Source organism: Achromobacter sp. 46006 (genome assembly GCF_059761975.1).
The window spans coordinates 24,269-50,033 of sequence record NZ_JCBANN010000039.1 but is presented as its reverse complement, the minus strand read 5'-3'; the positions used below and the strand labels follow the sequence as shown (position 1 = coordinate 50,033).

The 25,765-nt window shown below is 68.4% G+C and carries 22 protein-coding genes and 2 pseudogenes; 8 read left to right on the top strand and 16 right to left on the bottom strand.

Annotated elements, in window-relative coordinates; translation table 11 throughout:
• Positions 1-44 precede the first annotated feature (44 nt).
• A complete protein-coding gene (locus AC6LKG_RS18120; protein ID WP_498166480.1) occupies positions 45-1,103 on the bottom strand; it encodes a threonine aldolase family protein in 1,059 nt (352 codons plus the stop codon).
• Between the two features lie 140 nt (positions 1,104-1,243).
• Here AC6LKG_RS18120 and AC6LKG_RS18115 point away from each other — a divergent pair, with 140 nt between their 5' ends.
• Positions 1,244-2,083 carry a class II glutamine amidotransferase gene (locus AC6LKG_RS18115; RefSeq protein ID WP_498166477.1) on the top strand — a complete coding sequence of 280 codons (840 nt, stop codon included), beginning with the start codon at positions 1,244-1,246 and terminating at the stop codon, positions 2,081-2,083.
• Between the two features lie 46 nt (positions 2,084-2,129).
• Here the strand turns inward: AC6LKG_RS18115 and dapD are convergent, their stop codons facing one another.
• Positions 2,130-3,110, bottom strand: coding sequence for a 2,3,4,5-tetrahydropyridine-2,6-dicarboxylate N-succinyltransferase (dapD, locus tag AC6LKG_RS18110; protein ID WP_498166474.1), 981 nt, complete (start codon positions 3,108-3,110; stop codon positions 2,130-2,132).
• 198 nt (positions 3,111-3,308) lie between these two features.
• Between dapD and ppk2 the strand changes: the two genes are divergently transcribed.
• Complete coding sequence (ppk2, locus tag AC6LKG_RS18105; RefSeq protein ID WP_498166472.1) at positions 3,309-4,229, top strand: polyphosphate kinase 2; 921 nt, start codon at positions 3,309-3,311, stop codon at positions 4,227-4,229.
• 83 nt (positions 4,230-4,312) lie between these two features.
• Here the strand turns inward: ppk2 and AC6LKG_RS18100 are convergent, their stop codons facing one another.
• The 9 genes and pseudogenes from AC6LKG_RS18100 to AC6LKG_RS18060 form a co-directional block, all read right to left on the bottom strand.
• Positions 4,313-5,443, bottom strand: a complete 1,131-nt coding sequence (locus tag AC6LKG_RS18100) for a M20 family metallopeptidase (protein WP_498166471.1) — start codon at positions 5,441-5,443, stop codon at positions 4,313-4,315.
• A gap of 33 nt (positions 5,444-5,476) precedes the next feature.
• Positions 5,477-6,382 (bottom strand): prolyl oligopeptidase family serine peptidase, encoded by a 906-nt coding sequence (locus AC6LKG_RS18095; RefSeq protein WP_498166469.1) that lies wholly within the window; start codon positions 6,380-6,382, stop codon positions 5,477-5,479.
• Between the two features lie 5 nt (positions 6,383-6,387).
• Positions 6,388-7,398: an ABC transporter ATP-binding protein gene (locus AC6LKG_RS18090; RefSeq protein ID WP_498166467.1), complete on the bottom strand. Its 1,011-nt coding sequence runs from the start codon at positions 7,396-7,398 to the stop codon at positions 6,388-6,390.
• A complete protein-coding gene (locus AC6LKG_RS18085; protein WP_498166464.1) occupies positions 7,395-8,378 on the bottom strand; it encodes an ABC transporter ATP-binding protein in 984 nt (327 codons plus the stop codon). Before AC6LKG_RS18085 ends, AC6LKG_RS18090 begins: the two co-directional genes overlap by 4 nt.
• Before the next feature lie 130 nt (positions 8,379-8,508).
• Positions 8,509-9,426 carry an ABC transporter permease gene (locus AC6LKG_RS18080; RefSeq protein WP_498166461.1) on the bottom strand — a complete coding sequence of 306 codons (918 nt, stop codon included), beginning with the start codon at positions 9,424-9,426 and terminating at the stop codon, positions 8,509-8,511.
• Between the two features lie 5 nt (positions 9,427-9,431).
• On the bottom strand, positions 9,432-10,409 hold the full coding sequence (locus tag AC6LKG_RS18075) for an ABC transporter permease (RefSeq protein WP_498166458.1): 978 nt from the start codon (positions 10,407-10,409) through the stop codon (positions 9,432-9,434).
• A 51-nt stretch (positions 10,410-10,460) separates the two neighbouring features.
• A pseudogene (locus tag AC6LKG_RS18070) lies at positions 10,461-10,640 on the bottom strand (ABC transporter substrate-binding protein); the annotation flags it as partial.
• 122 nt (positions 10,641-10,762) lie between these two features.
• Positions 10,763-11,734 carry a M14 family metallopeptidase gene (locus AC6LKG_RS18065; RefSeq protein ID WP_498166455.1) on the bottom strand — a complete coding sequence of 324 codons (972 nt, stop codon included), beginning with the start codon at positions 11,732-11,734 and terminating at the stop codon, positions 10,763-10,765.
• A gap of 63 nt (positions 11,735-11,797) precedes the next feature.
• Positions 11,798-13,225, bottom strand: coding sequence for a M20 family metallopeptidase (locus AC6LKG_RS18060; RefSeq protein WP_498166452.1), 1,428 nt, complete (start codon positions 13,223-13,225; stop codon positions 11,798-11,800).
• Positions 13,226-13,389: 164 nt separating this feature from the next.
• Here AC6LKG_RS18060 and AC6LKG_RS18055 point away from each other — a divergent pair, with 164 nt between their 5' ends.
• The gene (locus AC6LKG_RS18055; protein ID WP_498166449.1) at positions 13,390-14,304 is read left to right on the top strand and encodes a LysR family transcriptional regulator; all 915 of its coding nucleotides are present in this window, start codon (positions 13,390-13,392) and stop codon (positions 14,302-14,304) included.
• A 65-nt stretch (positions 14,305-14,369) separates the two neighbouring features.
• On the opposite strand, the gene AC6LKG_RS18050 is transcribed toward AC6LKG_RS18055, so the two are convergent.
• The 3 genes from AC6LKG_RS18050 to AC6LKG_RS18040 all read right to left on the bottom strand — a co-directional run bounded on the left by AC6LKG_RS18050 (position 14,370) and on the right by AC6LKG_RS18040 (position 17,715).
• Positions 14,370-15,983: an ABC transporter substrate-binding protein gene (locus AC6LKG_RS18050; RefSeq protein WP_498166447.1), complete on the bottom strand. Its 1,614-nt coding sequence runs from the start codon at positions 15,981-15,983 to the stop codon at positions 14,370-14,372.
• Between the two features lie 506 nt (positions 15,984-16,489).
• The gene (locus AC6LKG_RS18045; RefSeq protein WP_427991235.1) at positions 16,490-16,723 is read right to left on the bottom strand and encodes a hypothetical protein; all 234 of its coding nucleotides are present in this window, start codon (positions 16,721-16,723) and stop codon (positions 16,490-16,492) included.
• Positions 16,724-16,845: 122 nt separating this feature from the next.
• The gene (locus tag AC6LKG_RS18040; RefSeq protein ID WP_498166444.1) at positions 16,846-17,715 is read right to left on the bottom strand and encodes an NAD(P)H-hydrate dehydratase; all 870 of its coding nucleotides are present in this window, start codon (positions 17,713-17,715) and stop codon (positions 16,846-16,848) included.
• Between the two features lie 100 nt (positions 17,716-17,815).
• Between AC6LKG_RS18040 and AC6LKG_RS18035 the strand changes: the two genes are divergently transcribed.
• Positions 17,816-18,649, top strand: coding sequence for an enoyl-CoA hydratase/isomerase family protein (locus AC6LKG_RS18035; RefSeq protein ID WP_061072608.1), 834 nt, complete (start codon positions 17,816-17,818; stop codon positions 18,647-18,649).
• A gap of 27 nt (positions 18,650-18,676) precedes the next feature.
• On the opposite strand, the gene AC6LKG_RS18030 is transcribed toward AC6LKG_RS18035, so the two are convergent.
• Both AC6LKG_RS18030 and AC6LKG_RS18025 read right to left on the bottom strand, forming a co-directional pair.
• The gene (locus AC6LKG_RS18030; protein ID WP_498166442.1) at positions 18,677-19,417 is read right to left on the bottom strand and encodes an enoyl-CoA hydratase-related protein; all 741 of its coding nucleotides are present in this window, start codon (positions 19,415-19,417) and stop codon (positions 18,677-18,679) included.
• Positions 19,414-20,385: an NAD(P)H-dependent flavin oxidoreductase gene (locus AC6LKG_RS18025; RefSeq protein ID WP_498166439.1), complete on the bottom strand. Its 972-nt coding sequence runs from the start codon at positions 20,383-20,385 to the stop codon at positions 19,414-19,416. The genes AC6LKG_RS18030 and AC6LKG_RS18025 overlap by 4 nt, the downstream gene beginning before the upstream one ends.
• A 199-nt stretch (positions 20,386-20,584) precedes the next feature.
• Here AC6LKG_RS18025 and AC6LKG_RS18020 point away from each other — a divergent pair, with 199 nt between their 5' ends.
• The 4 genes and pseudogenes from AC6LKG_RS18020 to AC6LKG_RS18005 form a co-directional block, all read left to right on the top strand.
• A complete protein-coding gene (locus AC6LKG_RS18020; protein ID WP_498166437.1) occupies positions 20,585-21,208 on the top strand; it encodes a TetR/AcrR family transcriptional regulator in 624 nt (207 codons plus the stop codon).
• A 35-nt stretch (positions 21,209-21,243) separates the two neighbouring features.
• On the top strand, positions 21,244-22,392 hold the full coding sequence (locus AC6LKG_RS18015; RefSeq protein WP_498166435.1) for an acyl-CoA dehydrogenase family protein: 1,149 nt from the start codon (positions 21,244-21,246) through the stop codon (positions 22,390-22,392).
• A 556-nt stretch (positions 22,393-22,948) separates the two neighbouring features.
• A complete protein-coding gene (locus tag AC6LKG_RS18010) occupies positions 22,949-24,178 on the top strand; it encodes a CaiB/BaiF CoA transferase family protein (protein WP_498166432.1) in 1,230 nt (409 codons plus the stop codon).
• A 25-nt stretch (positions 24,179-24,203) separates the two neighbouring features.
• Positions 24,204-25,763 (top strand): annotated as a pseudogene (locus AC6LKG_RS18005) (3-hydroxyacyl-CoA dehydrogenase); the annotation flags it as partial.
• Between the last annotated feature and the right edge of the window lie 2 nt (positions 25,764-25,765).

Sequence of the window (25,765 nt, the reverse complement as noted above, 5' to 3'; positions counted from 1 at the left end):
GCGCGGCGCCGCAACGGCCCGCCGCAGCGGCGCCGCGCGTGGGCTTATCGCAACTGCGCCCGCAATGCCGCCAGGAAATGGTCGACGTCCGCTTCACGCGTGCTGAACGACGTGACCAGCCGTGCCACGCCTGGGCCCCAGCGGTCATGATAGAAGCGGAAGCCTTGCGCCAACAGGCCGTCGATGGCGGCGGCGGGCAGCCGGCAGAACAGGATATTGGCCTCGGCCGGCCCTTGCAGTTCGACGCCCGGCAGGCCGGCCATGCCGGCCGCCAGCCGCGCCGCCATGGCATTGGCCTGGCGCGCGTTGCGCAGCCACAGGTCGTCCGCCAGATAGGCTTCCATCTGCGCCGACAGCAACCGCATCTTCGAGAACAGGTGGCCGCCGCGTTTGCGCCGATAGGCCAGTTCCGTGGCGCGTCCGGGTTCGAACAGCACGATGGCCTCGGCGCCCAGCACGCCGTTCTTGGTGGCGCCGAACGACAGCGCCGCGACGCCGGCTTTCCAGGTCATTTCCGCCGGCGTGCAGCCCAGGCTGACCAGGGCGTTGGCGAAGCGCGCGCCATCCATGTGCAGGGGCAGTCCGGCCTCGTGGCAGGCGGCGCCGATGGCCGAGATCTCGTCGCGCGAGTAGACGCTGCCGGTCTCGGTGGCCTGGGTGATGCTGACGCAGGAGGGGGGCATCGAATGCACGTCCCCGGCCTTGCGGCGCGCCTCCTGCGCGAGCTGGACGGGATCGATCTTGGCGTCGGCGCCGTCGAGCAGTGTGAGGCGCGCGCCGCCGCTGTAGAACTGGGGCGCGCCGCATTCATCGTTGGCGATGTGGCTGTGCGCGTGGCACAGCACGCTGCCCCAGGGCGGTGTCAACGCCGCCAGTGCCAGCGAATTGGCGGCGGTGCCGGTTGGCACCAGCAGCACGTCGACCTCGCGCTCGAAGATTTCGGCCAGGCGGCGCTCGACACGCAGGGTGATGTCGTCGGCGCCATAGGCCGGGGCCTGTCCCTCATTGGCCCGTTGCAGCGCGGCCAGGATCTGCGGACTGGCGCCGGCGGTGTTGTCGCTGGCAAAGCCCAGTTGTGGCGTGAAAACGGTGGGGGTATGCAAGGCGCGAAGCTCCGGCGGATACGGTCAGGCCCGCACTTTGCCGGACGCGCTCGCGCCGGGCTTGTAGAAAATTGCACCCGGCTCCTACACTGGGACGCACCCGCCGCCTCGCGCCGGGGCTTGTTTCCAAGGAGCGCATCATGTGCCGCTGGCTGGCTTATACCGGGAGTCCCCTGCAAATGGAAAGCGTGCTGTTCAAGGCAACGCACTCGCTGATCGACCAGAGCCTGCATTCGCGCATGGGCGCCACCACCACCAATGGCGACGGCTTCGGCCTCGGCTGGTATGGCAAACCGCCGGAACCGCCGTTCCGCTACCGTAGCGTGCATCCGGCCTGGAACGACCGCAACCTGCGCGAGGCGGCCCGCGCCATCCATTCGCCGCTGTTCGTGGCCCATATCCGCGCCGCCACCGACACGCCGGCCCAGGAAACCAATTGCCACCCGTTCCGCCACGGCAACTGGCTGTTCGTGCACAACGGCGTGATCCGCGACTATCCCTTGCTGCGGCGCGACCTGATGCTGATGATCGCGCCGGCGTACTTCGGCTCGTTGGAGGGGTCGACCGATTCCGAGGTGATGTTCCTGCTGGCGCTGAGCTTCGGCCTGGAGGAAGACGCGCTGCCGGCGCTGGCGCGCATGGTCGGCGCGGTAGAGGAAACCGGCCGGCGCCACGGCGTGGCGCGGCCGATCAACATGACGGTCTGCGCGCTGGATGGCGAGCGCCTGATCGCGGTGCGCTATTCCAGCGAGCGCGATTCGCGCACGCTGTTCCACAACACCTGCGTGCGCCACCTGCGCGAGCTCTATCCCGACGATCCGAAGGTCGCGGCGCTGGACGATGACGCCTTCCTGCTGCTGTCCGAGCCCTTGAGCGAGATGCCGGGGGCCTGGGAAGAAGTGCCCGAGTCCACCGCCATCATCGCCGGCCATGGTCGGGTCGAGCATCATCCATTCGCGCCGGTGCCGCCGGGCGCCTGAAGCGCGGCGCGTCGCGTGGCCGCCGCATGCGGTGCGGTGGATCGGATCAGTGCCCGGAGTGCAACGCCGGGTTCAAAGTCCCCCAGGCTGCCGTGCGCACCAGCGTCTCGACCGCGCCGGTCTGCGAGTTGCGGCGGAACAGCAGCCCGTGCTGGCCCGCCAGTTCCACGGCCTTGACCACCGCGCCCTCCGGCGTCAGCACGCGTGTGCCGGCGGTGATGTAGCAGCCCGCCTCCACCACGCAGTCATCGCCCAGCGAGATGCCGATGCCGGAATTGGCGCCCAGCAGGCAGCGCTTGCCGATGGCCACGACCTGTTTGCCGCCGCCCGACATGGTGCCCATGATGGAGGCGCCGCCGCCGATGTCGGTGCCGTCGTCGACGACGACGCCGGCGCTGATGCGGCCCTCGACCATGGATGCGCCCAGGGTGCCGGCGTTGAAGTTGCAGAAGCCCTCATGCAGCACGGTGGTGCCCGCCGCCAGGTGGGCGCCCAGGCGCACGCGCGCGGTGTCGGCGATGCGCACGCCTGCGGGTACCACGTAGTCGGTCATGCGGGGAATCTTGTCGACGCCACGGATTTCCAGCACTTGCCCGGTGGCACGCAATTGCCAACGCAAGGCATCGACCTGATCGACGGTGCAGGGGCCGGCCGAGGTCCAGGCGACATTGGCAAGCACGTTGAACAGCCCGTCCAGGTTGGCGCCATGCGGGCGAATCAGTCGATGGCTGAGCAAATGCAGGCGCAGGTAGGCGTCGTGCGCGTCGGCGGGCGGTGCGTCGAGCGCGGCGATGGCGGTGCGCACGGCAACGATGTCGACCTTGCGGCGGGTGTCGCGTCCGAGCGAGGTCGGCACATGTTCACCCAGCGCGGCGCGGGCTTCTTCCGGCGTCAGATGGCGCGTGCCGCCGGCCGGCGACGCGTCGGCCAGGGACGGGCGCGGGTACCACGTATCGAGGATGGTGCCGTCGGCGGCGATCGTGGCCAGGCCGTAGGCGATGGCGCTGTTGGCGGGGGTTGCTTGCATGGGCTGTTCTAGTGGGGGGGCGTCTCTCGGGTGGAATATTCTAGGGCCAGTTGACCCGTAACAGGTGCCCGGCGACAGGCGGCGGCCCATGCCGGGCTGCCTGGCCGCATCGCCTGTCATATTCGGCTGCCATGCTGGCGCGTGGCCCGATGCGCGCCGTGCGCGCGTCAAGGCGCGCAATGGCAATGGGAGACTCGCATGGAAAATGTGCCTGAACGCGATGCCGACGCGTTGCAGCGGCACCTGCGTCTGCAGGAAGACCTGATCGACAGCCTGGACGAAGAGCTGGAGATGGAGCTCGACGACTGGCGGGTGGGCAATGGCAATGCCGGCGGCGAGAGCTGGCACGCGCAGCGGCGCCAGTATTTCCGCGAACTGCTGCGCTTGCAGGGCGAACTGGTCAAGCTGCAGGATTGGGTGATGCATGGCGGCCATCGCCTGGTGGTGCTGTTCGAAGGGCGCGACGCGGCCGGCAAGGGCGGGGTCATCAAGCGCATCACGCAGCGCCTGAATCCGCGCGTGTGCCGGGTGGCCGCGCTCCCCGCGCCGACCTCGCGCGAACGCACGCAATGGTATTTCCAGCGCTATGCCGCGCACCTGCCCGCCGCCGGCGAAATCGTGCTGTTCGATCGCAGTTGGTACAACCGGGCGGGCGTGGAACGCGTGATGGGCTTCTGCAGCGATGCCGAGTACGAGGAGTTCTTCCGTTCGGTGCCCGAGTTCGAGAAGATGCTGGTTCGCAGCGGGATCCAGATCATCAAGTACTGGTTCTCGGTGTCTGACAATGAGCAGGAATCGCGCTTCCAGAGCCGTATCGACGATCCGCTCAAGCAATGGAAGCTGAGCCCCATGGACCTGGAAAGCCGGCGGCGCTGGGAGGCCTACACGCAGGCCAAGGAAGTCATGCTGGAGCGCTCGCACATTCCTGAATCCCCCTGGTGGGTGGTGCGCGCCGATGACAAGAAGAAGGCGCGCCTGAACTGCATCAGCCATCTGCTGGAGCAGGTGCCCTACCAGGCGGTGACGCACGCGGACGTGGTACTGCCCGAACGCGTCCATCACGAGGACTACCTGCGCCATCCGGTGCCCGAAGAGATGTTCGTGCCGGAGAAGTACTAGGCTCGGGGGGCCTGACCGCAGGCTGTCCGGACGCGCGCGGGGGGCGGGCCGCTGCCACGGCCGCCCGCCTGATGGATGCGGCGTTACGCCAGTTCCTTCAGCAGCAGCTCCCAGAACTTCAGGCGCTGTTCCAGCGTCGATACCAGGATGTACTCGTTCAGCGTGTGCGCCCCGTCGCCATCGGCGCCCAGGCCGTCCAGCGTCGGAATCCCCATGGCCGAAGTGAAGTTGGCGTCGCTGCCGCCGCCGGTCATCGGCGCGTCTTCCAGCAGGAAACCGGCGCGTTCCGCGTAGCCCTGCACCAGCGCCAGCAGCGCGGCGGCTTCCTCGGTCTTCACCATCGGCGGGCGGTTCAGTTCCACGTCGATGTCCAACTCAACGTCCGGGCCCACCGCGCACAGTTCGCGCATGCGGCGCAGCACGTCTTCGGCCGCGCCCATGTCGGGCACGCGGAAGTCCACCACACAGCGGCACAGTGCCGGCACGGTGTTGGTGACCGTGCCGCCGGCGATGGTGCCCACGCTCACGGTGATGCCGCGCTCGTAGTCCGTCATCGCTTCCAGCGCCAGCACCTGGTGCGCCATTTCGCGGATCGCGCTGCGGCCCTTCTCGTGCTGCATGCCGGCGTGGGCCGGACGGCCCTTGACGTTCAGGTTCAGCATGCCGGTGCCCTTGCGCGCCGTGACGCACTTGCCGCCGTTGGGACGGGCCGGTTCGCACACCAGGGCGTACTTGGCATTGGCGGCGAAGCGTTCGATGTGCGCGCGCGAGGCGTGGCTGCCGGTTTCCTCGTCGGGCACCACCAGGAAGTCCACCGGCAGTTGCGTCGCGCCGGGGCGGGCCACGCTGGCCAGCGCCGTCAGCGCCAGGTAGATGCCGGCCTTCATGTCGTAGCTGCCGGGGCCGTAGAGGCGGTCGCCGTCGATGCGCACCGGGTTTTCCAGCAACGTGCCGACCGGATGCACCGTATCCATGTGCGCCAGGATCAGGATGCTGGGGCGGGTGTCGCCGGGGGCGCGGTTGGTGGCGTACAGCAGCGGGCCGGTGGCGGGGCCGAGGGAGGACAGTTCCACCGTCAGACCCGCCGCGGCGGCGTAGTCGGCGATGATGCGGGCCATCGCGGCGATGCCGTCGGGGAAGTTCGAAGGCGATTCGCATTGCAGCCAGCTCTGGATGCCGGCGACGAGTTGTTCAGTGCGGGAAGTGGAGGACATGGCGATTCTGCTAGCGGAAATGAAAGGGAACGTTCAGGCGACCTGCTGGCCGGCCAGGCGGGCCAGCTCGGCGTCGCTCGGCATGGCGCCGTCGAACCACAGGCTGGCGCAGACCGCGGACATGGCGCGGCCATCGTGGCCGATGCCGGGCACCACCTGCAGCGTCCAGTTGAACGGCACGCCGCGGCGTTCGGCCTCCTTGCGGCCGGCCTCGAAGTAGTTGTGGGCGCGCGCGAAACGGTGCGGGCCCTGGCGCATGGCGGCCGGTTCCGAAGGCAGGTTGGGATCGTCGGTGGCGATGTCCTGGTCGCCGGCCAGGATCATCATCGGGTAAGCCAGCAGCTTGACCAGGTGGTCTTCCGTCAGGCCGACCCCGTCCATGCCTTCGGGGAACGGATGGTCGAAGGTCGGCAGCGTGTACCAGCCCGGGTTGCCGGCCGCCACGGCCTTGAACGGCGCGTGCGACTGGCTGCTCATCAGGCGGTGCACGAACTGGCCACCGGCCGAGTGGCCGAACAGGTAGACGTTCTCGCCATCGGTGATCTCGGCCGCGATCATGTCGCGAATCACGTTGCCCACCAGCGCGTAGGTCCAGCCGTCGATGTGGCGCGGATTGCCGCCGGCCGAGAACACGCGGCCATTGTTGTAGCTTTCCACGCCCGGCCAGATCTCGTTGGAGAAGGTCAGCGCCACGATCAGCAGCTTGTGCTTGTCGGCGGCCTCGACCCAGAAGTCGCGGTATTCGTCGCCGTTGCGCAGCACGCCGTGCTGCACGATCACCACCGGACGGTCCGGGGTGTAGCCGTAGGGGCGGTAGGTCTGCAGCTTGAACGGGCGATCGGAATTGCGATCCTCGTCGATATAGGCGATGGCGTTGCGGCCGGCATGGCCCATTTCGATGGCGATGCGGTCCACGTTGGACATGTCAGCGGGTTTCATGGCGTTCAGGTGGTGGCTTCGTTCAGATGGCAGGCCGACCAGTGGCCCGGAGAGATTTCCTTCAACGCCGGCGCCTGCTCGCGGCAGCGCGGCATGGCGTGCGGGCAGCGCGGGTTGAAGGTACAGCCCGACGGCGGGTTCAGCGGCGACGGGATTTCGCCCTTGATGGGCGTGAACTTGCGGCCGCGGCGCGCCACGTCCGGCACCTCGGCCATCAGCGCCTGGGTGTACGGATGGTTGGCGCGCGCGAAGATCTCGGCCGAGGTCGAGATCTCGACGATCTTGCCCAGGTACATGATAGCCACGCGATCCGAGATGTGGCGCACCACGCCCAGGTCGTGGCTGATGAAGAGGTAGGTGAAACCGTGCTGCTCGCGCAGGTCCATGAACAGGTTGATGACCTGCGCCTGGATCGACACGTCCAGCGCCGCCACCGGTTCGTCGCACACCAGGAACTTGGGCGCCACCATCAGCGCGCGGGCGATGCCGATGCGCTGGCGCTGGCCGCCCGAGATCTGGTGCGGGAAGCGGTCGCGGTACTCGGTGTCCAGGCCCACTTCGGTCAGGGCCTGGTCAATGCGCGCGGGGATCTCGGCCGGCGGCGCCAGCTTGTGCACCTTGAGCGATTCACCCAGGATCTGGCGCAGGCGCTGGCGCGGATTGAGCGAGGCCTGCGGGTCCTGGAAAATCATCTGCACGCCCAGCGTGTAGGCCAGTTTGTCGCGCCCGCCCAGGCGGCGCGGGTCCTGGCCCTGGTACAGCAATTCGCCCTCGGTCTGGCGATGCAGCCCGGCGACGACGCGGCCCAGGGTGGACTTGCCGCAGCCGGACTCGCCCACCAGGCCGACGACTTCGCCGCGGCCGATGCGCAGGTCGACGCCGTTGACGGCATACACGGTGCGTCGGTCGATGGGGCGGCCGGCCAGGGCCAGGATGCGTTGGGCCAGGTCGGGGCGCTGTTCGAAGCGCTTGTGGACGTTCCTGAGTTCGATGACAGGGGTGTCGGCTTGACTCATGCTTGCTCGGCCTCGCGGGCGATCGGGACGTAACAGCGATAGCTGCGCGAACCTTCGGTGGTGACGGTGGGGGCTTGCTCGGTGCAGCGCGTGACCGCGCGGGTGCAGCGCGGCCGGAAGGCACAGCCCGACGGCCGGCCGGCCAGGCTCGGCGCCATGCCGTTGATCTGGTGCAGGCGCGCGCCCGGCGTGGTGGCGCCGGGCATCGAATCCAGCAGGCCACGGGTGTAGGGATGCAGCGGCGCGTCCAGCACCTGTTCGACCGGGCCGCTCTCGACGATGCGGCCGGCGTACATGACGGCCACGCGGTCGGCCAGCTCGGCCACCACGCCCAGGTCGTGGGTGATCCAGATCAGCGCCGTGTTGTGCTCGCGGCAGATCTCCTGCATGCGGTACAGGATCTGGCCCTGGATGGTCACGTCCAGCGCCGTGGTCGGCTCGTCGCAGATGATGAGGTCCGGCTTGTTGAGCATGGCGATGGCGATCGCCACGCGCTGGCGCATGCCGCCCGAGAACTCGTGCGGATAGCTCTTCAGGCGCTTTTCCGGCGACGGAATGCCGACCATGGCCAGCGCCTCGCGGCAGCGTTCCAGCGCTTCGGCGCGCGGCACGTTCTCGTGCGTCAGGATGGCTTCCATCATCTGTTCGCCGATGCGCAGCACCGGGTTGAGCGTCATCAGCGGGTCCTGGAAGATCATGGCGATGCGGTTGCCGCGCAACTGGCGCATCTGTTCTTCGGACAGCTTGCGCAGGTCGTTGCCCTTGAACTTCACTTCGCCGTCGACGACTTCTCCGGGCGGATCGATCAGCCCCAGCAGCGAGAAGCCGGTGACCGACTTGCCCGAGCCGGACTCGCCGACCAGGCCCACGATCTCGCCGCGGCGCACGGTCAGGTCGACGCCGTCGACCGCCAGCCACGCGCCGGCCTCGGTATGGAATGCGGTGCGCAGGCCGCGCACTTCTAGAAGCGTGTCACTCATATCATTTGTCCATTGCGCCAGTCGCCAAGCAGGCGAGAGGCCTTGCCCAATCGGGATGCCGCGGAGCCGGCTCCGCCGGTCCGCTGGCATGCCCCCTTGAGGGGGGAGCGCGAAGCGCTTCGGGGGTGGGTCATTTCCTCGGATCCAGGCTTTCGCGCAGGCGGTCGCCGACGATATTGATTGAAAGAATGAGCAACAGCAGCGCAATGCCCGGGAACAGGCTGATCCAATAGTCGCCGGACAGCAGGTACTGGAAGCCGTTGGAGATCAGCAGGCCCAGCGACGGCTCGGTGATCGGCACGCCGACGCCCAGGAACGACAGCGTCGCTTCCAGCGCGATGGCGGTGGCGATCTGGATGGTGGCGAACACCATGACGGGGCCAAGGCAGTTGGGCAGCAGGTGGAACACCATGATGCGCCAGGCCGGAAATCCCAGGTTGGCGGCCGCTTCGACGTATTCCTTGCGGCGTTCCTGCAGCGCGCGGCTGCGCATGATGCGGGCATAGTGGCCCCATTGCACCAGCACCAGCGCCAGGATCACCTTGTCGACCCCGCGCCCCAGCACCACCAGCAGCACCAGCGCCACCAGGATGGTCGGGAAACCCAGGATGAAGTCGACGATGCGCATCAGCACGGTGTCGACCAGGCCGCCGACGTAGGCGGCCACCAGGCCGACCGCGCCGCCCACGGCGGTGGCCAGCGTCACCGCCGACAGGCCCACCATCAGGCTGATGCGCAGGCCATAGAGAATGGCGCTGAGCATGTCGCGGCCCTGGTCGTCGGTGCCGAGCCAGGCGATGCTGCCGTCCATCAGCGCCTGGCGCGGCGCCAGGCGGCCATCCAGCAGCGACAGGTTGGCCAGGTCATAGGGATTCTGCGGCGCAAAGTAGGGCGCGAACACCACCAGCAGCACCAGGATGGCCAGGGCGATGGCCGAGCCGCGCACGGTGGGGCGGGCCCGCAGTTTCTTCAGGATCGAGGCGCGCTTGGGCGTATCGGCCAGGGGCTGGACGGTACGGGTGCGGCCGGTATTGGGAGATTGAGCCATGGGAGTTATTGAGCGGGGGTCACGAGTTGCACGCGCGGATCGAGCGCGGCGTACAGGATGTCCACGACCAGGTTGATGACCACGAAGATCAGGGTGACCAGCATCACGTACGCGACCACCACGGGCCGGTCGAGCTGGTAGACGCTGTCGATGAGCAGCTTGCCCATGCCGGGCCACGCGAACACGGTTTCGGTGATGGTGGAATAGGCGATCAGGCTGCCGAATTCCATGCCGATGACAGTGACCACCGGGATCAGTATGTTGCGCAGGATGTGGCGGCGCACGATGCGGCCGGGCTTGATGCCCTTGGCGCGCGCGAACTTCACGTAGTCCTGGCTGCGGGCCTCGACCACGCCCGAGGCGGTCAGGCGCAGCACCAGCGCGATGTTGGCCAGCGCCAGGTTGATCGCCGGCATGATCAAGTGCGACCAGCCGTCGGCCGTCAGGATCGACAGGCGCACGCCCAGCACGGTCACGGTGTCGCCGCGGCCGGTGGCGGGCAGCCAGCCGAGCCACACCGCGAACAGCAGGATCAGCATCATGCCCTGCCAGAAGTTGGGCAGCGAAAAGCCCAGCACCGACGACGACATGATGCCGCGGCCCAGGGGCTCATCGCGGTACAGGCCGGCCACCAGGCCCAGCGGAATGCCGATCACACAGGTCAGGCCGATGGCCACGATCACCAGTTCGAAGGTGGCGGGGATGCGCTGCACGATCAGCTCGATGGCCGGGATGCCGTGCACGAACGAGGTGCCCAGGTCGCCGTGCAGCGCGCGCCACAGGAACCCTGTGTACTGCTGCCACACGGGCAGGTCCAGGCCGAGGCGGGCGATCATCGCCTCGCGCGCCGCCTGGCTGGCTTCGGGGCTGACCAGCAGTTCGATCGGGTCGCCCACGGCATACACCGCGAAGAAGACCACGACCGAGACGGCCAGCAGCACGAACAGACTCTGGATCAGTCTGCGTAGGATGAAAAGGGCCACGTGATATTTCCTTGGTGGGCTCGGGGTTGCAGGCGCCGGAAATGGCGATCTTTATGGATAGGCGGGCTTGGCCGGCATGGCCAGGGTGTATTGGTCGGCGCGGCCTTCGTACGTCAGGCCCTTGCGGAACGCCCAGATGCCGCTTTCGAAATGCGGCGGAGTGCTGGGCAGGTCGGCCAGCGCCAGGACCAGGGAAGCTCGCAGCCGCTTCCCGCCCACCGCCGGATCGACGGCGGCCGCCAGCGTACAGGTCGATAACGCGCTGCGGATGAAAACGTTTGCGGACATGCTGCTTCCCTTGGTGGCTTTTTATATGAGGCGGCGCGCCATCGAGGGCGCGCCGCGCAATGGCTCTAGACGATCGGTTGCGCCAGCCGCACCACCGTGACGCCGGCTCGCAGATTGGCGGTCGACGGCATGATCAGGACGCAGTTGTCGTACGGCGTGGTCACGGCCTCGCCCTCGGACCAGCCGATGACGGTGCCGGCGCGCGCCAGCGTCTCCAGGCCCTTCCAGGGTTCGGCGAAACGGAAATCGGCGCTCTTGGCCGTGATCGCGTGGGTCACGCGCAGCGCGCGCTGGGCACTGGCCTGTGGCGCGAACCAGGCGGCGGGCAGGTCGGCTTCGTCCACCGTGCCGGCGGCCGCCAGGAAACGCGCCATCTGGTCGAGCGCCACGCCGCGCGCCTCGGGCGCGCCATGGAAGCCGCATTCGATCAGCAGCGAGCGGGTGCCGTTGTCGCCGGCTTCGCCGAAGCGGCCGTAGTCGCGCATGCGCACGCCGGCGGCATGGCCGGCGTCGGCGATGATGGTGGCGGGGTTGCCCAGCGACAGGGCCAGGTCGATGTTGCGCTGTTCCATGCCGGTCAATTGGAGCGGCACGTCGGAATTGCTCATCGAGTGGAAATCCAGCAGCCAGTCGGCCTGCGCCACCCACGGGCGGATGGCGGCGGCGCGGCGGCGTTCCTGGCTGATGGGCTGGGCCAGCTTGTCGTCGCTCCAGACCCGGTTCATGTCTTCGTCGACGAAGCGCGCCGGCGCGTAGTTGGCGGGGTCGAAGCGGTCGAACGCGGCCAGGTTGCAGAACGCCAGCGTCAGCGAGCCGCGGCGCGGTCGCAGGCCGGCGGCCAGCGCGTCCTTCAGGGCCCAGGCGCCACACAGCTCGTTGCCGTGGATCAGGGCGCTCAGCATCACGTGCTTGCCCGGCGCGCCGGAATCGAAATGCCAGACGCCGGGCGTTTCCGTGTTGCCCACGCGTTCGGCCGCCAGATCCGGACAGGCGAGGAGAAATGGGCGCGGACGCGGCGCGGTAGAGGACGAGGACATGGGAACTCCGATCAAGCGGGGGGATTGTATAGGGGATGGCGGTCGAAGGCGGTCAGGAGGCGGTCAGCCGGGGCTTGGGGACTGCCGCTGCGCCGCCAAGGCCGCGCCTTGTTCACCCAGGTCCCAGAACAGCCCGGCCATCACGGCCACGGCCTCGCCTGCCACGGAAGCGAGCAGGTGCTCGTCGGGGCCGTGCTGGCAGCAGGCCGGATAGGAGTGTGGCACCCAGAGGGTGGGCAAGCCGAGTACGTCCGAGAAGGCGTCATTGGGCACCGTGCCGCCGAGGTTGGGCAGCAGCGCCGGCGTCTTGCCGGTCGTGGCGGCCAGCGAATCCACGGCCCAGCGCGCCCAGGCGTCGTCCGGATCCAGCCGCGTGGCCGGGGTGCCGCGCCGCACGCGCACCGCGACCTGCGGCAGGCCGCAAGCATCCAGGTGCTGGCGCAGAATGCCTTCGGCGTGGCGCCAATCGGTGCCGACCACGAAGCGCAGGTTGCAGGTGGCGCTGGCGCGTGGTGGAATCGCGCCTACCGGGTTGTCGGGGTTGCCGGTCTTGTAGGCCAGCACTTCCAGCGTGTTCCAGCCGAACAGGCGTTCGGCCAGTGACAGGCCGGGTTCGCCCCAATCCGGATCGAGCTCGGGCGCGTCGTCGTCCCGCCCCACTTCTATGCGCGCCAGCGCCTGGCGCACCGCGGGAGGAATGGGCGGCGGGCGCAGGCCATCGACCAGCAGGCGGCCGCGCGCGTCCACCAGGCTGGCCAGCGCGTGCGCCAGGATAAGGCCCGGATTCGGCAGCACGCCGCCCCAGTTGCCGGAGTGGTGGGCATGGTCGCGCAGGTCGACCTCCAGGTCGAACAGCAGCGTCCCGCGCGACCCGAGGAACAGCGTCGGCAGATCGGCCGCCAGGCGCGGTCCGTCGGAGGCAATGAAGACATCGGCGGCCAGCGACTCGCGCCAGGCGTTGCAGGCCTGGTGCAGGCCGGGCGAGCCGACTTCCTCGCCGCATTCCACCAGCATGCGCAGGTTGAAACCGAGGCGCCCGCCGCGTTCGGCCCGCACCTGTTCCAACGCGGTCATATTGATGCAGTACTGTCCTTTGTTGTCAGCCGTGCCGCGGCCGTACCAGCGATTCCCTTCGGCCGTCAGCCGCCACGGCGACAGGCCGGCGCGCCACTGGTCGTCGTAGCCGCGCACCACGTCGCCATGGGCGTACATCAGCACAGTGGCCTGGGCCGGGTCCTCGATGCGTTCGGCCAACAGGAACGGCGGACCGTTGGCGACGGGGTTGTCCGCGATGCGCCAGGTACAGCCCAGGCTTTCCAGGCGCGGCGCGATCGCCGTGCGCAGGTAGTCGTACAGCGTCGGGCGCTGGCCGGGGTCCTGGCTTTCGGTGCGGTACGCGACCAGTTCGGCCAGGTCGCGTTGCAGGGCGCCGCTTTCGGCGTACGCGAGCGCACGGCCGATGGCGGCGGCGCGGGTGACTGCTGCTGACACGGACTTCCCCTTTTCGTGGCCGGGCGCGTCAGGAGAAGCCCGGCTGGATCATTGCGCAAATTCTAGGATCAGGGAAGCTTTCTCTACAATTAGAATATTTATCGGGAGCTTTGCAGAAAAAGCAAAGCTCACTATTGCCACTCCCCGCCCAAACGAGGCCGAACATGCATGGCATTGCCTTGCGGTATTTTGTCGAAGTCGCCCAGGCCGGCAGCCTGAGCGGCGCATCCGAGCGCCTGCACGTGGCGGTGTCGGCCATCAGCCGGCAGATTGCCAAGCTGGAGGAAGAGGCCGGCGCGCCGCTGTTCGAGCGTGCCGCGCGCGGCATGGTGCTGAGCGAGGCCGGTCGGCTGCTGCTGGCCCATGCGCGCCGCACCTTGCTGGAATCGGATTCGGTGCTGCAGGAGATCGCCGCGCTCAAGGGCATGGCGCGCAACGAAATCCGCATGGCGGCGGTCGAGGGCGTGGCGCGGATCTTCCTGCCATCGGCCATGGCGCGCTTTCGCCGCGACTGGCCCGAGGCGCGCTTCGACCTGTACGTGGGCACGCCGGCCGACGTCGCGCGCCGCGTCGCCGAAGGCAGCGTCGAACTGGGCATGACCTTCAACGTCGAACGGCTCAGCGGTGTCAGCGTGCGCTATTCGCGACGCGCGCCGGTGCATGCGGTCATGGCGGCGGGCCATCCGTTGGCCGGCCGCAAGAGCGTCAGCCTGCAGGACCTTGGCCGCTATCCGCTGGCGCTGACCGGTCCGGGCACGACCACCCGCCACTTGTTCGAGATGGGCTGCATGCTGGAATCGGTGCAGCTCGAACCCACCTTCACCTGCAACGACTCCTCGCCGCTGCATGGTTTCGTGTTCGGTTCCGACGCCATCATGCTCAGCGGCTACATCTCGGTGGCCTGGAGCCTGAAGCGCGACGAACTGGTGGCGGTGCCGATCTCCAACGCGCAGTTGCAGTCGCGCACCTTGCAGTTGCATGTCATGCAGGGACGCCGGCTGCCGTCCAAGACGGAAGCGTTCATCGATCTGCTGTCGCGCGAACTGGACGTGCTGCTGGAGGAAGGGCCCGGCGCCTGACTCGCGCCGCCGCCAAGTGAAAACGGCTGCCCTCGGGCAGCCGTTTTCATGTCGCGCGCGCCGGATTACTTGGCGTCGGGCTTGACCGACGTGGCCAGGGTGAACTGGTCGCGGCGGCCTTCGTAGGAGATGCCCTTGCGGAAGGCCCAGATGCTGCTTTCGAAGTGCAGCGGGATCAGCGGCACGTTGTCCAGCGCGATCTGGGTGGCTTGCTGCAGCAGCTTCTCGCGCTGCGGCGCGTCGACCGTGACGATGGCCTGCTTGTAGACCTTGTCGAAGTCGGCGTTGCTGAAGCCGCCATAGTTGCTGGTGCCCAGGCTCTTGGGCGAATCGAGCGAGGCGACCCAAAGCTGGAACAGCGCCGAGGCCTCGCCCGTTTCCGCCGGCCAGCCGCCCATCGAGAAGCTGAACTCGCGCTTGGCGCGCTTCGGGAAGTAGATCGAGGCGGTCATGGCGTCGACGTTGGTCTTGATGCCGACGCGGGCCAGGTACTGGGCCACGGCCTGCGCCACCTGGCCGTCATTGACGTAGCGGTCGTTGGTGGACGACAGTGTCAGCTCGAAGCCATTGGGGTAGCCGGCTTCGGCCAGCAGCTTCTTGGCGCCTTCCGGGTCGTACTTGATTTCCGGGGCCTTGGGCAGGGCGCCGAACATGCCGTCGGGCATGTACTGGTAGGCCGGGGTGGCCATGCCGTCCATGATGCGGGCGGTGATGGTCTTGCGGTCGATCGCCATCGAGATGGCCTTGCGCACGCGCAGGTCCTGCAGCGGATTCTTGCCGTCGGCGCTCTTGACGAACGGGCTCGGGTTGCGCGCGACGTCGGGCTGGAAGAACACCAGGCGGGTCGAGGGCGTGGCCACGAAGCCGAACTTGGGGTTGTCCTTCAGGCGCTGCAGGTCACGCGCGGCGGGGTTCTCGATCAGGTCGAAGTCGCCCGACAGCAGACCGGTCAGGCGCGGGCCGGCGGCCGGCACCGGCACGAACTTCACTTCCTTCCAATAGGGCTTCGGACCCCAGTAGTTCTCGTTGCGCACCAGCTCGATGCCGGTGCCCTTGACGTAGGACTTCAGGGTGTACGGGCCGGTGCCGATGGCATCCTTGCCGTTGTTGAAGTCGGCCACCGTCGGCCACGGGCCGGTCACGCCGCAACCCTTCTTCGGGTCGAAGGTCAGCTTGCCGTGCTCGACGATGCCGTTCCAGATGATCGGCAGCGAGCGCGCCAGTTCGGCCGGCATCAGCGGGAAGGGCGCACCGGTCTTGATGATGACCGTGTGCGCGTCGGGCGTCTGCACGTCGGTGATCAGCTTGGTCGTGTCCATGTAGGACTGCGACACGTTGGTTTCGTTGTTCAGCGTGCGGCAGATCGTGAACAGCACGTCTTCGGAGGTGAACGGCTTGCCGTTGGAGAACTTGACGTCGTCGCGCAGCTTGAATTCCCAGGTCAGGTCGTCCAGGTTCTTCCAGGACGTGGCCAGCGCGGGCACCAGCTTCATGTCGGCGCTGCGGCCCACCAGCGAACTGTAGACGTGCGCCGACAACGCGTCGTTCTGCGTCATCTTGTGGTAATGGGGATCGGCCGAGGTGGGTTCGGCCGACAGGCCGATCTTCAGCGTCTGGGCCTGGGCAGCGGCCAAGGGAATGGCGGCGGCCACAAGGGCCAGGGTAGTGCGCAACTTCATGGTGACAACTCCGGATGGGGAACGAACCGGATCGTGCTTGCGGTGGCAAACAGCGGAGCCGCCAACCGGGAAAACTGGGCGTCGGCCGGGGGGCTTGCGGTGTTGTTGGCGCCAGGCACGACGGCAAGGGGCCGATTATCGGTAGGCGGTTCGCGCGCTGTCAATGCGCGCCGCGCTGACGCTAGGGTAAACGCCAAGGGGCGCAAACCCGTTGTTGGCGCGGGCCAAATGCCAATCGCCCCAGCGTGAAACCGTCCCGCTTCGGGACGGCTTCGCACTGGGGCGACAGGGGTTATTGCTGCGCAATGACGGGGGCAGGGCGTCGCGAAGGCCCCGCAAGCGGGGCCGGCGCGGCGCGATGGCGCCTGGTGAGGGGAGCAAGGCTCGACGCCCCGGGCGCCAGGGGCCGATGCAACGGGCGCCGCCTCGGCGGCGGGCTTCGCATCGGCAGCGCGTCAGGCGGGATCGCGGGAGATCGGTCGCGATTCAGCCTGTCGCGGCTGGTCTTACCACTGCGAGCCGGAGAAGCGCGAGCTGGCGGCGCGGGCCTTGTTCATCGATTCGTTGACTTCGTCGATGAAGGCGAACACGCCAGCGACAGCGGCGGCGATGGCTTTGCCAGCCTTCTTCAGGCTGGTCAGCGGGTGGGAATTCGGTTGGTTCTCGAGAGCGCCGCGGAGCAGGTCACGCTCCAGCGCGTCGGTCAGGCGGGCAGTGTGGTTCAGGGTCAGTTCGCTCATGGTTTTCTCCAGTCCGTTTCGTCTTGGGGTAAACCATTATAGGGATAACCCTAGATTAAAAGCAACGCGTTTTTAGGGGAAAACCCTAGTGTGTTGTAAAAATGTGTTTTCCCCCCGGGGGTTTAGGCTGTCGGTCCGCCGTTGCGCAGGCCCCGGGCTGCGTCTGCCAGCTCGCCCGCGGTCAGTCCGATCGGGCCGATGCCCCGGGCCACCAGGGCGTCGGCGGCCGCGCCGTGCAGCCAGACCGCGCCGGCCACGGCCTGCTCGAGTGGCAGCCGCTGAGCCAATAACGAGCCCAGGATGCCGGCCAATACGTCCCCGGTTCCCGCCGTGGCCAGGCCCGGGTTGCCGCTGGTGTTGCGGCGCCAGGTGCCGTCCGGGGCACAGACCAGCGTGCCGGCCCCCTTCAGGACCACCCAGGCGCCGAAGCGCAGCGCCAGCGCCTGGGCGGCGGCGGGGCGGTCGGCCTGGACGCGGGCGGTATCCTGGCCGAGCAGCCGGCCGGCCTCGGCCGGGTGCGGGGTCAGCACTACCGGGCCGTTGCCCCAGTTGGGCTGGATGCCGCCGTTGGCCAGCAGGTTCAGGCCGTCGGCGTCCAGCACCAGCGGCGCGCCATGGCGCAGCACGAACAGTTCGGACAGGGCGTTGGCGGCGCTCGCGCCAGCGCCGATGCCGCAACCGGCAACCCAGGCGGTCACGCCCCAGTCCGTGTCGAGCAGCGAGCGCGCGTCGCGCAGCATCAGTTCGGGCTGTAGCGGATCGCAGGGCAGCGGCGCCGCGTCCTGGGCGAAGCCCACCAGCACCTTGCCGGCGCCGGTCTTGAGCGCGGCGCGCGCGGCCAGCAGCGCCGCGCCTTCCATGCCGCGCCCGCCGCCCACCACGCCGACGGTGCCGAAACTGCCCTTGTGGCTGTCCGGATCGCGCACGGCGAACAAGGCCGGCAGGTCGTCGCGGCGGATCTCGCCGGCAAAGGAGGGGGCGGGGGTGTTCATGGGCTGAGGCTCCAGGATCGGCGAGCGGCATCGGGATGGGCGCTATCCACTATAGTGCCCCAAAACACGCGGCCTTCCGCCCGCGCCACCGGAGACAAAAATGACCGATATCACGCTGGAACACTATTCCGCCTACGAGTCCCTCAAGCTGCGCCGCCATCCCAATGGCGTGCTGGAGCTGATCATGGGGGCCAAGGACGGCAAGCCGGGCAAGCTGTCCACCGCCGACGACCGCATGCACCGCGAGCTGGCCGACATCTGGCGCGATATCGACACCGACCCCGACACCCGGGTGGTGGTGATCCGCGGCGAGGGCAAGGGCTTCTCGGGCGGCGGCGACCTGGACCTGGTGCAGCAGATGGCGGACGACTTCGACGTGCGCACCCGCGTCTGGCGCGAGGCGCGCGACCTGGTCTACAACATCATCAATTGCAGCAAGCCGATCGTGTCGGCGATGCATGGCGCCGCCGTGGGCGCGGGGCTGGTGGCGGGCCTGCTGGCGGACATCTCGATCGCCGCGCGCGACGCCCGCATCATCGACGGCCACACCCGCCTGGGCGTCACGGCCGGCGACCACGCCGCCATCGTCTGGCCGCTGCTGTGCGGCATGGCGCGCGCCAAGTACTACCTGATGCTGTGCGAGACCGTGAGCGGCGAAGAGGCCGAGCGCATTGGCCTGGTGTCGCTGTGCGTGGACGAGGCCGAACTGATCGGCCGCGCCTTCGAGGTGGCCAACCGCCTGGCGGCCGGCTCGCAGACCGCGATCCGCTGGACCAAGTATTCGCTGAACAACTGGCTGCGCATGGCCGGTCCGACCTTCGATACGTCGCTGGCGCTGGAATTCATGGGGTTCGGCGGCCCGGACGTGCGCGAAGGCGTGCAGTCGCTGCGCGAGCGGCGGGCGCCGAACTTCCGGCCCGACTCGCCGTTCTGATAAGGACGGCTGCCGGCCGCGCCGGATTCACTTCTTGAAGAACGCCGCGAACGCGGCCTGCGCCTCTTCCGTCTGCAAACGTGCGCGGAACTGCTGCGCCTCGTAATCGAGGGTGTCCTGGATCGCCTGCCGGTCCGGGCGCTTGAGCATGGCCTTGGTCAGCCGCAAGGCGGCTGGCGGCTGCTTGGCCAGACTGGCGGCGGTGGCCTGCGCGGCCGCCAGGGCGCCGCCCTTGGCGGTGACCGCGGTGGCCAGGCCGGCTTCGCAGGCTTCCCGCGCCGAGAACGCCTTGCCCTGCAACAGCCATTCGGCGGCCCGGCGGGCGCCGGCCAGGCGCGGCATCAGCAGGCTGGACGCGCCCTCGGGGCACAGGCCCAGCGCCACGAACGGCATGCGCAGCGTGGCGCCTTCGCCGATGTAGACGAAGTCGCAATGCTGCAGCAGCGTCACGCCGATGCCGATGGCGTAGCCCTCGACGGCGGCGATGACCGGCACGTCGGCCTGCGTCAGGGTGCGCAGGAAGGTCAGTCCGGCGCTGTCGCCGGCGCCGCGCTCGGCCTGGAAGTCGCGCAGGTCGTTGCCGGCGGTGAAGTGTTCGCCGGCGCCGGCCAGGATCACCGCCGACACGCCGGTGTCGGCGCTGGCCAGCGCGATCTGTTCGGTCAGCGCCGTGTAGGTGGCCGTGTCGAGTGCGTTGCGGCGATCCTGGCGGTCGATCACCAGCGTCAGCACCGCGCCGTCGCGCGTGACCCGCAGCCCGGCGCTCATGCGAAGGTCCTGGCGGCCAGTTGCGTCTTGGCCTCGGCGTACTCGCGGCGCAGCGTGTCGACGATCTGGCGCGTCGGCTGCACGCTGCCGATGTTGCCCACGCCCTGGCCCGCGCCCCAGATGTCCTTCCACGGCTTGACGCGGCTGGAGCCGAAATTGGAGGCGCCGCTGTCTGGTTGCGGCAGATTGGCCGGATCGAGGCCGGCGGCCGCGACGCTGGCCTTGAGATAGTTGCCGGGAATGCCGGTGAAGAACGGGGTATAGAGGATGTCGGCGGCGCTGGCCTCGACGATGGCGGCCTTGTAGCCGTCGCTGGCGTTGGCTTCCTCGCTGGCGATGAAGCGCGTGCCCATGTAGGCGAAGTCCACGCCCATGGCGAGCGCGGCCAGCACCTGGGCGCCGGAGGTGATGGCGCCCGACAGGATCAGCGGGCCGTCGTAGAAGCGGCGCACCTCGGACACCAGCGCGAACGGGCTGAGCGTGCCGGCATGGCCGCCCGCGCCCGCGCACACCAGGATCAGGCCGTCCACGCCCGCCTCCAGCGCCTTTTCGGCGTGGCGGATGGTGGTGACGTCGTGGAACACCTTGCCGCCCCAGTCGTGGATGCCTTTGACCAGGTCGCCGGGCGCGCGCAGGCTGGTGATGATCAGAGGCACGCGGTGGCTGGCGCACACTGCCAGGTCCTGTTCGAGCCGGTCGTTGGACTGGTGGATGATCTGGTTGACGGCGTAGGGCGCGACGGCGGCGCCCGGATTGGCCTCGCGGTACGAGGCCAGCCCCGCCTGGATCTCGTCCAGCCAGTCGGTCAGCAGGCTCTGCGGACGCGCGTTCAGCGCCGGAAACGAACCGACGATGCCGCTCGTGCATTGCGCGACGACCAGCTTCGGGTTGGACACGATGAACATGGGGGCGCTGATGACCGGCAGGGACATCTGGCCATACAGATCTGTCACTAGGGTGTGGGGCATAACGGCGTCACGTGGGGTTTCGGGTTGAGCGCCCAAGCCGCGCTTGCGTGGCGGAAAGGGATGTGCCTACAATTACCTACCGACCGTCCGGTAATTAATTAATCTTTATTTAACGGCAAGCGCCGAACCGCTGTCAATGGAACCGAACCGCGCGCGGTCCGGCATTGCCTGCCTCGACGCCGCCTCACCAGGTTCCCGCATGGCGACTTCCGCAGCCCCCGCCACCAAACGCGCCCGCGCCGGCCGCCCGCCGACACTGGCGGCGCCGCGCGAACGCATCCTGGCCGAAGCCGCCAAGCTGTTCGCGCGCAGCGGCTACGACGGCAGTTCGGTGTCGGACCTGGCCGCCGCCATCGGCGTGTCCAAGGCCGCCATCTATCACTACTTCACCACCAAGCAGGACATCTACGACGCCATCATCCTGGCGGTGCTCAACGGCCTGAACCAGAGCGTCGGCCAGGACGTGGCGCGCGCCGAGGGCGCCGTCGCCCGCCTGCGCGCCTTCATGGTGGGACACGCGCGCTACTTCGAGCAGCATCACGCCGAGTTCGTCACCATGCTGATCGGCTATTCCGGCATGGCGCTGCCCGAACGCGAGGATGCCGCCCGCCTGCGCGACGGCTACGAGAAGCGCCTGCGCGACCTGATTGCGCAGGGCGTGGCCGAAGGCGCGTTCCGGCCGCTGGACGTGGCCGCCACCGGCCGCGCCGTGCTGTCGATGCTGAACTGGATGGTGCGCTGGTACAAGCCCGGCCAGGGCGACAGCGCCGAGGCCATCGCCGCCGGCTACTTCGATTTACTGGTTGGCGGTATGCGCCCCTGAGCGCCGCCGCCCCGCACTCCCGAGAGACTGACATCATGGCCCTGGATACCGAAACCCTGAACCTGTTGCTGGACGCCGTGCGCCGCTTCGTGCACGAACGCCTGATTCCCGCCGAGGACGAACTGGCCGCCAGCGGCCAGGTGCCGCCGGACATCGTCGCCGAAATGCGCGAGCTGGGCCTGTTCGGCCTGTCGATCTCGCCGGATCACGGTGGCCTGGGCCTGACGATGGAAGAAGAAGTGAAGGTGGTGTTCGAGCTGGGCCAGACCTCGCCCGCGTTCCGTTCGCTGGCGGGCACCAACATCGGCATCGGCTCGCAGGCCATCGTGCTGGCAGGCACCGATGAACAGCGCGCCCGCTACCTGCCGCGCCTGGCCAGCGGCGAGCTGATCGGCTCGTTCGCCCTGACCGAACCCGACGCCGGTTCCGATGCCATGGCGCTGCGCCTGTCGGCCGAACGCGACGGCGACCACTACGTGCTCAACGGCACCAAGCGCTACATCACCAACGCGCCCATCGCCGGCCTGTTCTCGGTCATGGCCCGCACCGCGCCCGAGCGCCGCGCCAATTCCATCTCGTGCTTCCTGGTCGAAGCCGGCACGCCGGGCCTGATCATCGGCAAGCCCGACAAGAAAATGGGCCAGGCCGGCGCCCTGACCAGCGACGTGGTCTTCGACAATTGCCGCGTCCCCGCCTCGGCCCTGCTGGGCGGCGAGGAAGGCAACGGTTTCCGCACCTCGATGCGCGTGCTCGACAAGGGCCGCCTGCACATCTCGGCCCTGTGCGTCGGCATTGCCGACCGCCTGCTGCGCGATGCAGTCCAGTACGCCACCGAACGCAAGCAGTTCGGCCAGCCCATCGCCGAGTTCCAGTTGATCCAGGCCATGATCGCCGACAGCCAGGCCGAACTCTACGCCGCCCGCTGCATGGTCCTGGACGCCGCCCGCATGCGCGACCGCGGCGAGAACACCACCATGCAGGCCGCCTGCTGCAAGCTCTACGCCACCGAAATGGTCGGCCGCGTCGCCGACCGCGCCGTCCAGATCCACGGCGGCGCCGGCTACATGTCCGAATACGCCGTGGAACGCTTCTACCGCGACGTGCGCCTGTTCCGCATCTTCGAAGGCACCTCGCAAATCCAGCAGCTGGTCATCGCCCGCGAGGTCATCAAGGCCAACAGCTAAGCAGGGCGACGGCGTGGCGGGCATGCACCGCCACGCCTAATACCGGGACCTCATCAATAGGGCAGGGCGCCATGCATCATGTGCCGCGAGGCGCCCATGCAACGAGAAGGTCTTCCACCCACGCGCAGCGTCAGACTCAAACGCAAGCCCCCACGTAAGCCAAAGAAGGCTGCCCGCGCAGCCGCCTTTGGCGGGCCCCGCCCCACCCCTCAACCCCCCCATGGTCGTCACCAGAATGCCAAGCACACCGTCCGTCCCAGCGCCCGCCATGAGCCTTCAGCGCAGCCCTTTGCGGTGTGGCGTGGGGAATGGGGGGCGTGTAGATGCGCCCGACGGAATCCGAAGGAGTCGCCGCAGGCGAGGACGAGGATGAGTAAGGGGCAGTCCGGAGCGAACGCTCCGGACCGCAATCGTAGCCCCCGATTCCCCACGCCACACCGCAAAGGGCGTCTAAAGAACCCACCCGCGTCCACCTAAAACGACCACCCCAACACACCCAAGCCCCCACCGGCTAATATCCCCACTGACCTAATACTCTTTGGCGAAAAGATAAAAGATGTCGCAACGTCCCGCTCCCCTGACAGGCATTCGCGTCCTGGACCTGACCCGCGTTCTCGCCGGCCCCTGGTGCACCCAGAACCTGGCCGACCTCGGCGCCGAAGTCATCAAGATCGAGCGCCCCGGCGCCGGTGACGACACCCGCGCCTGGGGCCCCCCGTACCTGAAGGACGCGGCCGGCAACGACACCAGCGAAGCCGCCTACTACCTCTCGGCCAACCGCAACAAGTTCTCCGTCGCCCTCGACATCGCCTCGCCGCGCGGCGCCGAGCTGGTGCGTGAACTGGCCCTGCAGAGCGACATCCTGGTCGAGAACTTCAAGGTCGGCGGCCTGGCCAAGTATGGCCTGGACTATGCCAGCCTCAAGGAAGCCAACCCGCGCCTGATCTACTGCTCCATCACCGGCTTCGGCCAGACCGGCCCCTACGCCAGCCGTCCCGGCTACGACTTCATGATCCAGGGCATGGGCGGCCTGATGAGCATTACCGGCGAGCGCGACGATCTGCCCGGCGGCGGTCCGCAGAAAGCGGGCGTGGCCGTGGCGGACCTGATGACCGGCATGTATTCCACCGTCGGCATCCTGGCCGCGCTGCACGAGCGCTCGGTCAGCGGCCTGGGCCAGCACATCGACATGGCGCTGCTGGACTGCCAGGTCGCCATGCTGGCGAACCAGAACCTGAACTTCATGACCTCCGGCAACGCGCCGCGCCGCGCCGGCAACGCGCACCAGAACCTGGTGCCTTACCAGGTCTTCGCCGCCAGCGACGGCCACCTGATCGTCGCCGTGGGCAATGACAGCCAGTTCCGCAACTATTGCGGCGCGATCGGGTTGCCCGAACTCTCGGCCGACCCGCGCTTTTCCACCAACCCGCAGCGCGTCAAGAACCGCGAGGCGCTGGTGCCGCTGTTGGCCGAACGCATGGCCACCGGCGCGCGCGACCACTGGCTTGCGGCGCTCGAAGCCGTCGGCGTGCCGGCCGGTCCGATCAACACGCTCGATCAGGTCTACGAAGACCCGCAGGTGCTGGCGCGCGGCATGAAGCGCGAACTGCCGCATCCGGCCGCGGGCACCGTGCCGATGGCAGCCAGCCCCTTGAAATTCTCGGGCAGCCCGGTCGAATACCGCCGCCCGCCGCCCATGCTGGGCGAGCACACCGCGCAGGTGCTGGCCGAAAAGCTCGGGCTGTCGGCCGCGGAAATCCAGGCGCTGGCGCAAAGCGCGCCCTGATTCCAAGGCATCGCGCGGCCACCGCGCACACCATTCCAATGACAGGCAGGAGAAGTTGATGACGGAGATTCAAACCATCGGCGTCGTGGGCGCCGGGGCCATGGGGCGGGGCATCGCCCAGATCGCGGCGCAGGCCGGCCTGCGGGTGCGCCTGTACGACACCAGCGGCGATGCGATCACCGCGGCGCGCGAGTCGCTGCGCCAGACCTGGGACAAGCTGGCCCAGAAGGGCAAGCTGTCGACCGCCGACGCGCACGCCGCGCTGGAGCGGGTGGAACCCGCCACCGCGCTGTCGGACATGGCGCAATGCCAATTGGTGGTCGAAGCCATCGTCGAGCGCCTGGACGTCAAGCGCGATCTGTTCGCCGCGCTGGAAGGCGTGGTGGCCGACGACTGCATCCTGGCCTCCAACACCTCGTCGCTGTCGATCACCGCCATTGCCGCCGCCTGCAAGCTGCCGCAGCGCGTCGCGGGCTATCACTTCTTCAATCCGGTGGCGCTGATGAAGGTGGTCGAGGTCATCGACGGCCTGCGCAGCGCGCCCGAGACCGGCGACGCCCTGGCCGAGCTGGCGCGCCGCATGGGCCACACGCCGGTGCGCGCCAAGGACATGCCGGGCTTCATCGTCAACCACGCCGGCCGCGGCATGAATACCGAAGGCCTGCGCGTGGCGCAGGAATCTGTCGCGAGCTTCGCGCAGGTCGACGCCATCATGCGCGAGCAGGCCGGTTTCCGCATGGGTCCGTTCGAACTGCTGGACCTGACCGCGCTGGACGTGTCGCATCCGGTGATGGAATCCATCTACCGCCAGTTCTTCGACGAGCCGCGTTTCCGCCCGTCGCCCATTACCACCGTGCGTCTGGCCGGCGGCCTGATCGGCCGCAAGGCCGGCGAGGGTTTCTACAAGTATGTGGACGGCCAGAAGCAGGTGCCCGCCGAGCCGCCCGTGCCGGCGCTGCCTGAAGGCCTGAAGGTCTGGGTCAGCCCGCGCCATCCCGAAGGCTACGCGCGTGCCACCGCGCTGCTGGAAAAGCTGGGCGCGCCGCTGGTGTCCGGTTCCTCGCCGGCGGCCGACGCGTTGATCATCGTCACGCCGTTCGGCGAGGATGTGTCCACCACGGCGTCGGCGCAGGGGCTGGATCCTGCGCGTTGCGTCGGCCTGGATACCCTGCATGCGTTCGACAAGGCCGCCCGCCGCAGCATCATGGTTTCGCCCGCCACGCAGGACAAGTGGCGCGACGCCGCGCACGCGCTGCTGGCCGGTGACGGCGTGCCGGTCTCGGTGCTGGAGGATTCGCCGGGTTTCGTGGCGCAGCGCATCGTGGCCATGATCGTCAACATCGCCGCCGACATCGCGCAGCAGCAGATCGCCACGCCCGAGGACATCGACCGTGCCGTGACGCTTGGGCTGGGCTATCCGGTGGGGCCGCTGGCCCTGGGCGACGCGCTGGGCGCGGAACGCATTCTCGAGATCCTCAAGAGCATGCAGCGCGTCACGGGCGATCCGCGCTATCGTCCCAGCCTGTGGCTGCAGCGCCGCGTGCAGTTGGGCATGTCGCTGCTCAAGACGTCGGCCGCCGACTGACG

Bases quoted from the DNA above. Each gene is read 5' to 3' on its own strand.
- ppk2 (WP_498166472.1), top strand. From the start codon at position 3,309: ATGGAAAATGTGCCTGAACGCGATGCCGACGCGTTGCAGCGGCACCTG.
- AC6LKG_RS18100 (WP_498166471.1), bottom strand. From the start codon at position 5,443: ATGTCCTCCACTTCCCGCACTGAACAACTCGTCGCCGGCATCCAGAGC.
- AC6LKG_RS18010 (WP_498166432.1), top strand. From the start codon at position 22,949: ATGTCGCAACGTCCCGCTCCCCTGACAGGCATTCGCGTCCTGGACCTG.
- AC6LKG_RS18040 (WP_498166444.1), bottom strand. From the start codon at position 17,715: ATGAACACCCCCGCCCCCTCCTTTGCCGGCGAGATCCGCCGCGACGAC.
- AC6LKG_RS18025 (WP_498166439.1), bottom strand. From the start codon at position 20,385: ATGCCCCACACCCTAGTGACAGATCTGTATGGCCAGATGTCCCTGCCG.
- AC6LKG_RS18035 (WP_061072608.1), top strand. From the start codon at position 17,816: ATGACCGATATCACGCTGGAACACTATTCCGCCTACGAGTCCCTCAAG.
- dapD (WP_498166474.1), bottom strand. From the start codon at position 3,110: ATGCAAGCAACCCCCGCCAACAGCGCCATCGCCTACGGCCTGGCCACG.
- AC6LKG_RS18065 (WP_498166455.1), bottom strand. From the start codon at position 11,734: ATGTCCTCGTCCTCTACCGCGCCGCGTCCGCGCCCATTTCTCCTCGCC.
- AC6LKG_RS18085 (WP_498166464.1), bottom strand. From the start codon at position 8,378: ATGAGTGACACGCTTCTAGAAGTGCGCGGCCTGCGCACCGCATTCCAT.
- AC6LKG_RS18095 (WP_498166469.1), bottom strand. From the start codon at position 6,382: ATGAAACCCGCTGACATGTCCAACGTGGACCGCATCGCCATCGAAATG.
- AC6LKG_RS18030 (WP_498166442.1), bottom strand. From the start codon at position 19,417: ATGAGCGCCGGGCTGCGGGTCACGCGCGACGGCGCGGTGCTGACGCTG.
- AC6LKG_RS18090 (WP_498166467.1), bottom strand. From the start codon at position 7,398: ATGAGTCAAGCCGACACCCCTGTCATCGAACTCAGGAACGTCCACAAG.
- AC6LKG_RS18055 (WP_498166449.1), top strand. From the start codon at position 13,390: ATGCATGGCATTGCCTTGCGGTATTTTGTCGAAGTCGCCCAGGCCGGC.
- AC6LKG_RS18050 (WP_498166447.1), bottom strand. From the start codon at position 15,983: ATGAAGTTGCGCACTACCCTGGCCCTTGTGGCCGCCGCCATTCCCTTG.
- AC6LKG_RS18015 (WP_498166435.1), top strand. From the start codon at position 21,244: ATGGCCCTGGATACCGAAACCCTGAACCTGTTGCTGGACGCCGTGCGC.
- AC6LKG_RS18115 (WP_498166477.1), top strand. From the start codon at position 1,244: ATGTGCCGCTGGCTGGCTTATACCGGGAGTCCCCTGCAAATGGAAAGC.
- AC6LKG_RS18020 (WP_498166437.1), top strand. From the start codon at position 20,585: ATGGCGACTTCCGCAGCCCCCGCCACCAAACGCGCCCGCGCCGGCCGC.
- AC6LKG_RS18080 (WP_498166461.1), bottom strand. From the start codon at position 9,426: ATGGCTCAATCTCCCAATACCGGCCGCACCCGTACCGTCCAGCCCCTG.
- AC6LKG_RS18045 (WP_427991235.1), bottom strand. From the start codon at position 16,723: ATGAGCGAACTGACCCTGAACCACACTGCCCGCCTGACCGACGCGCTG.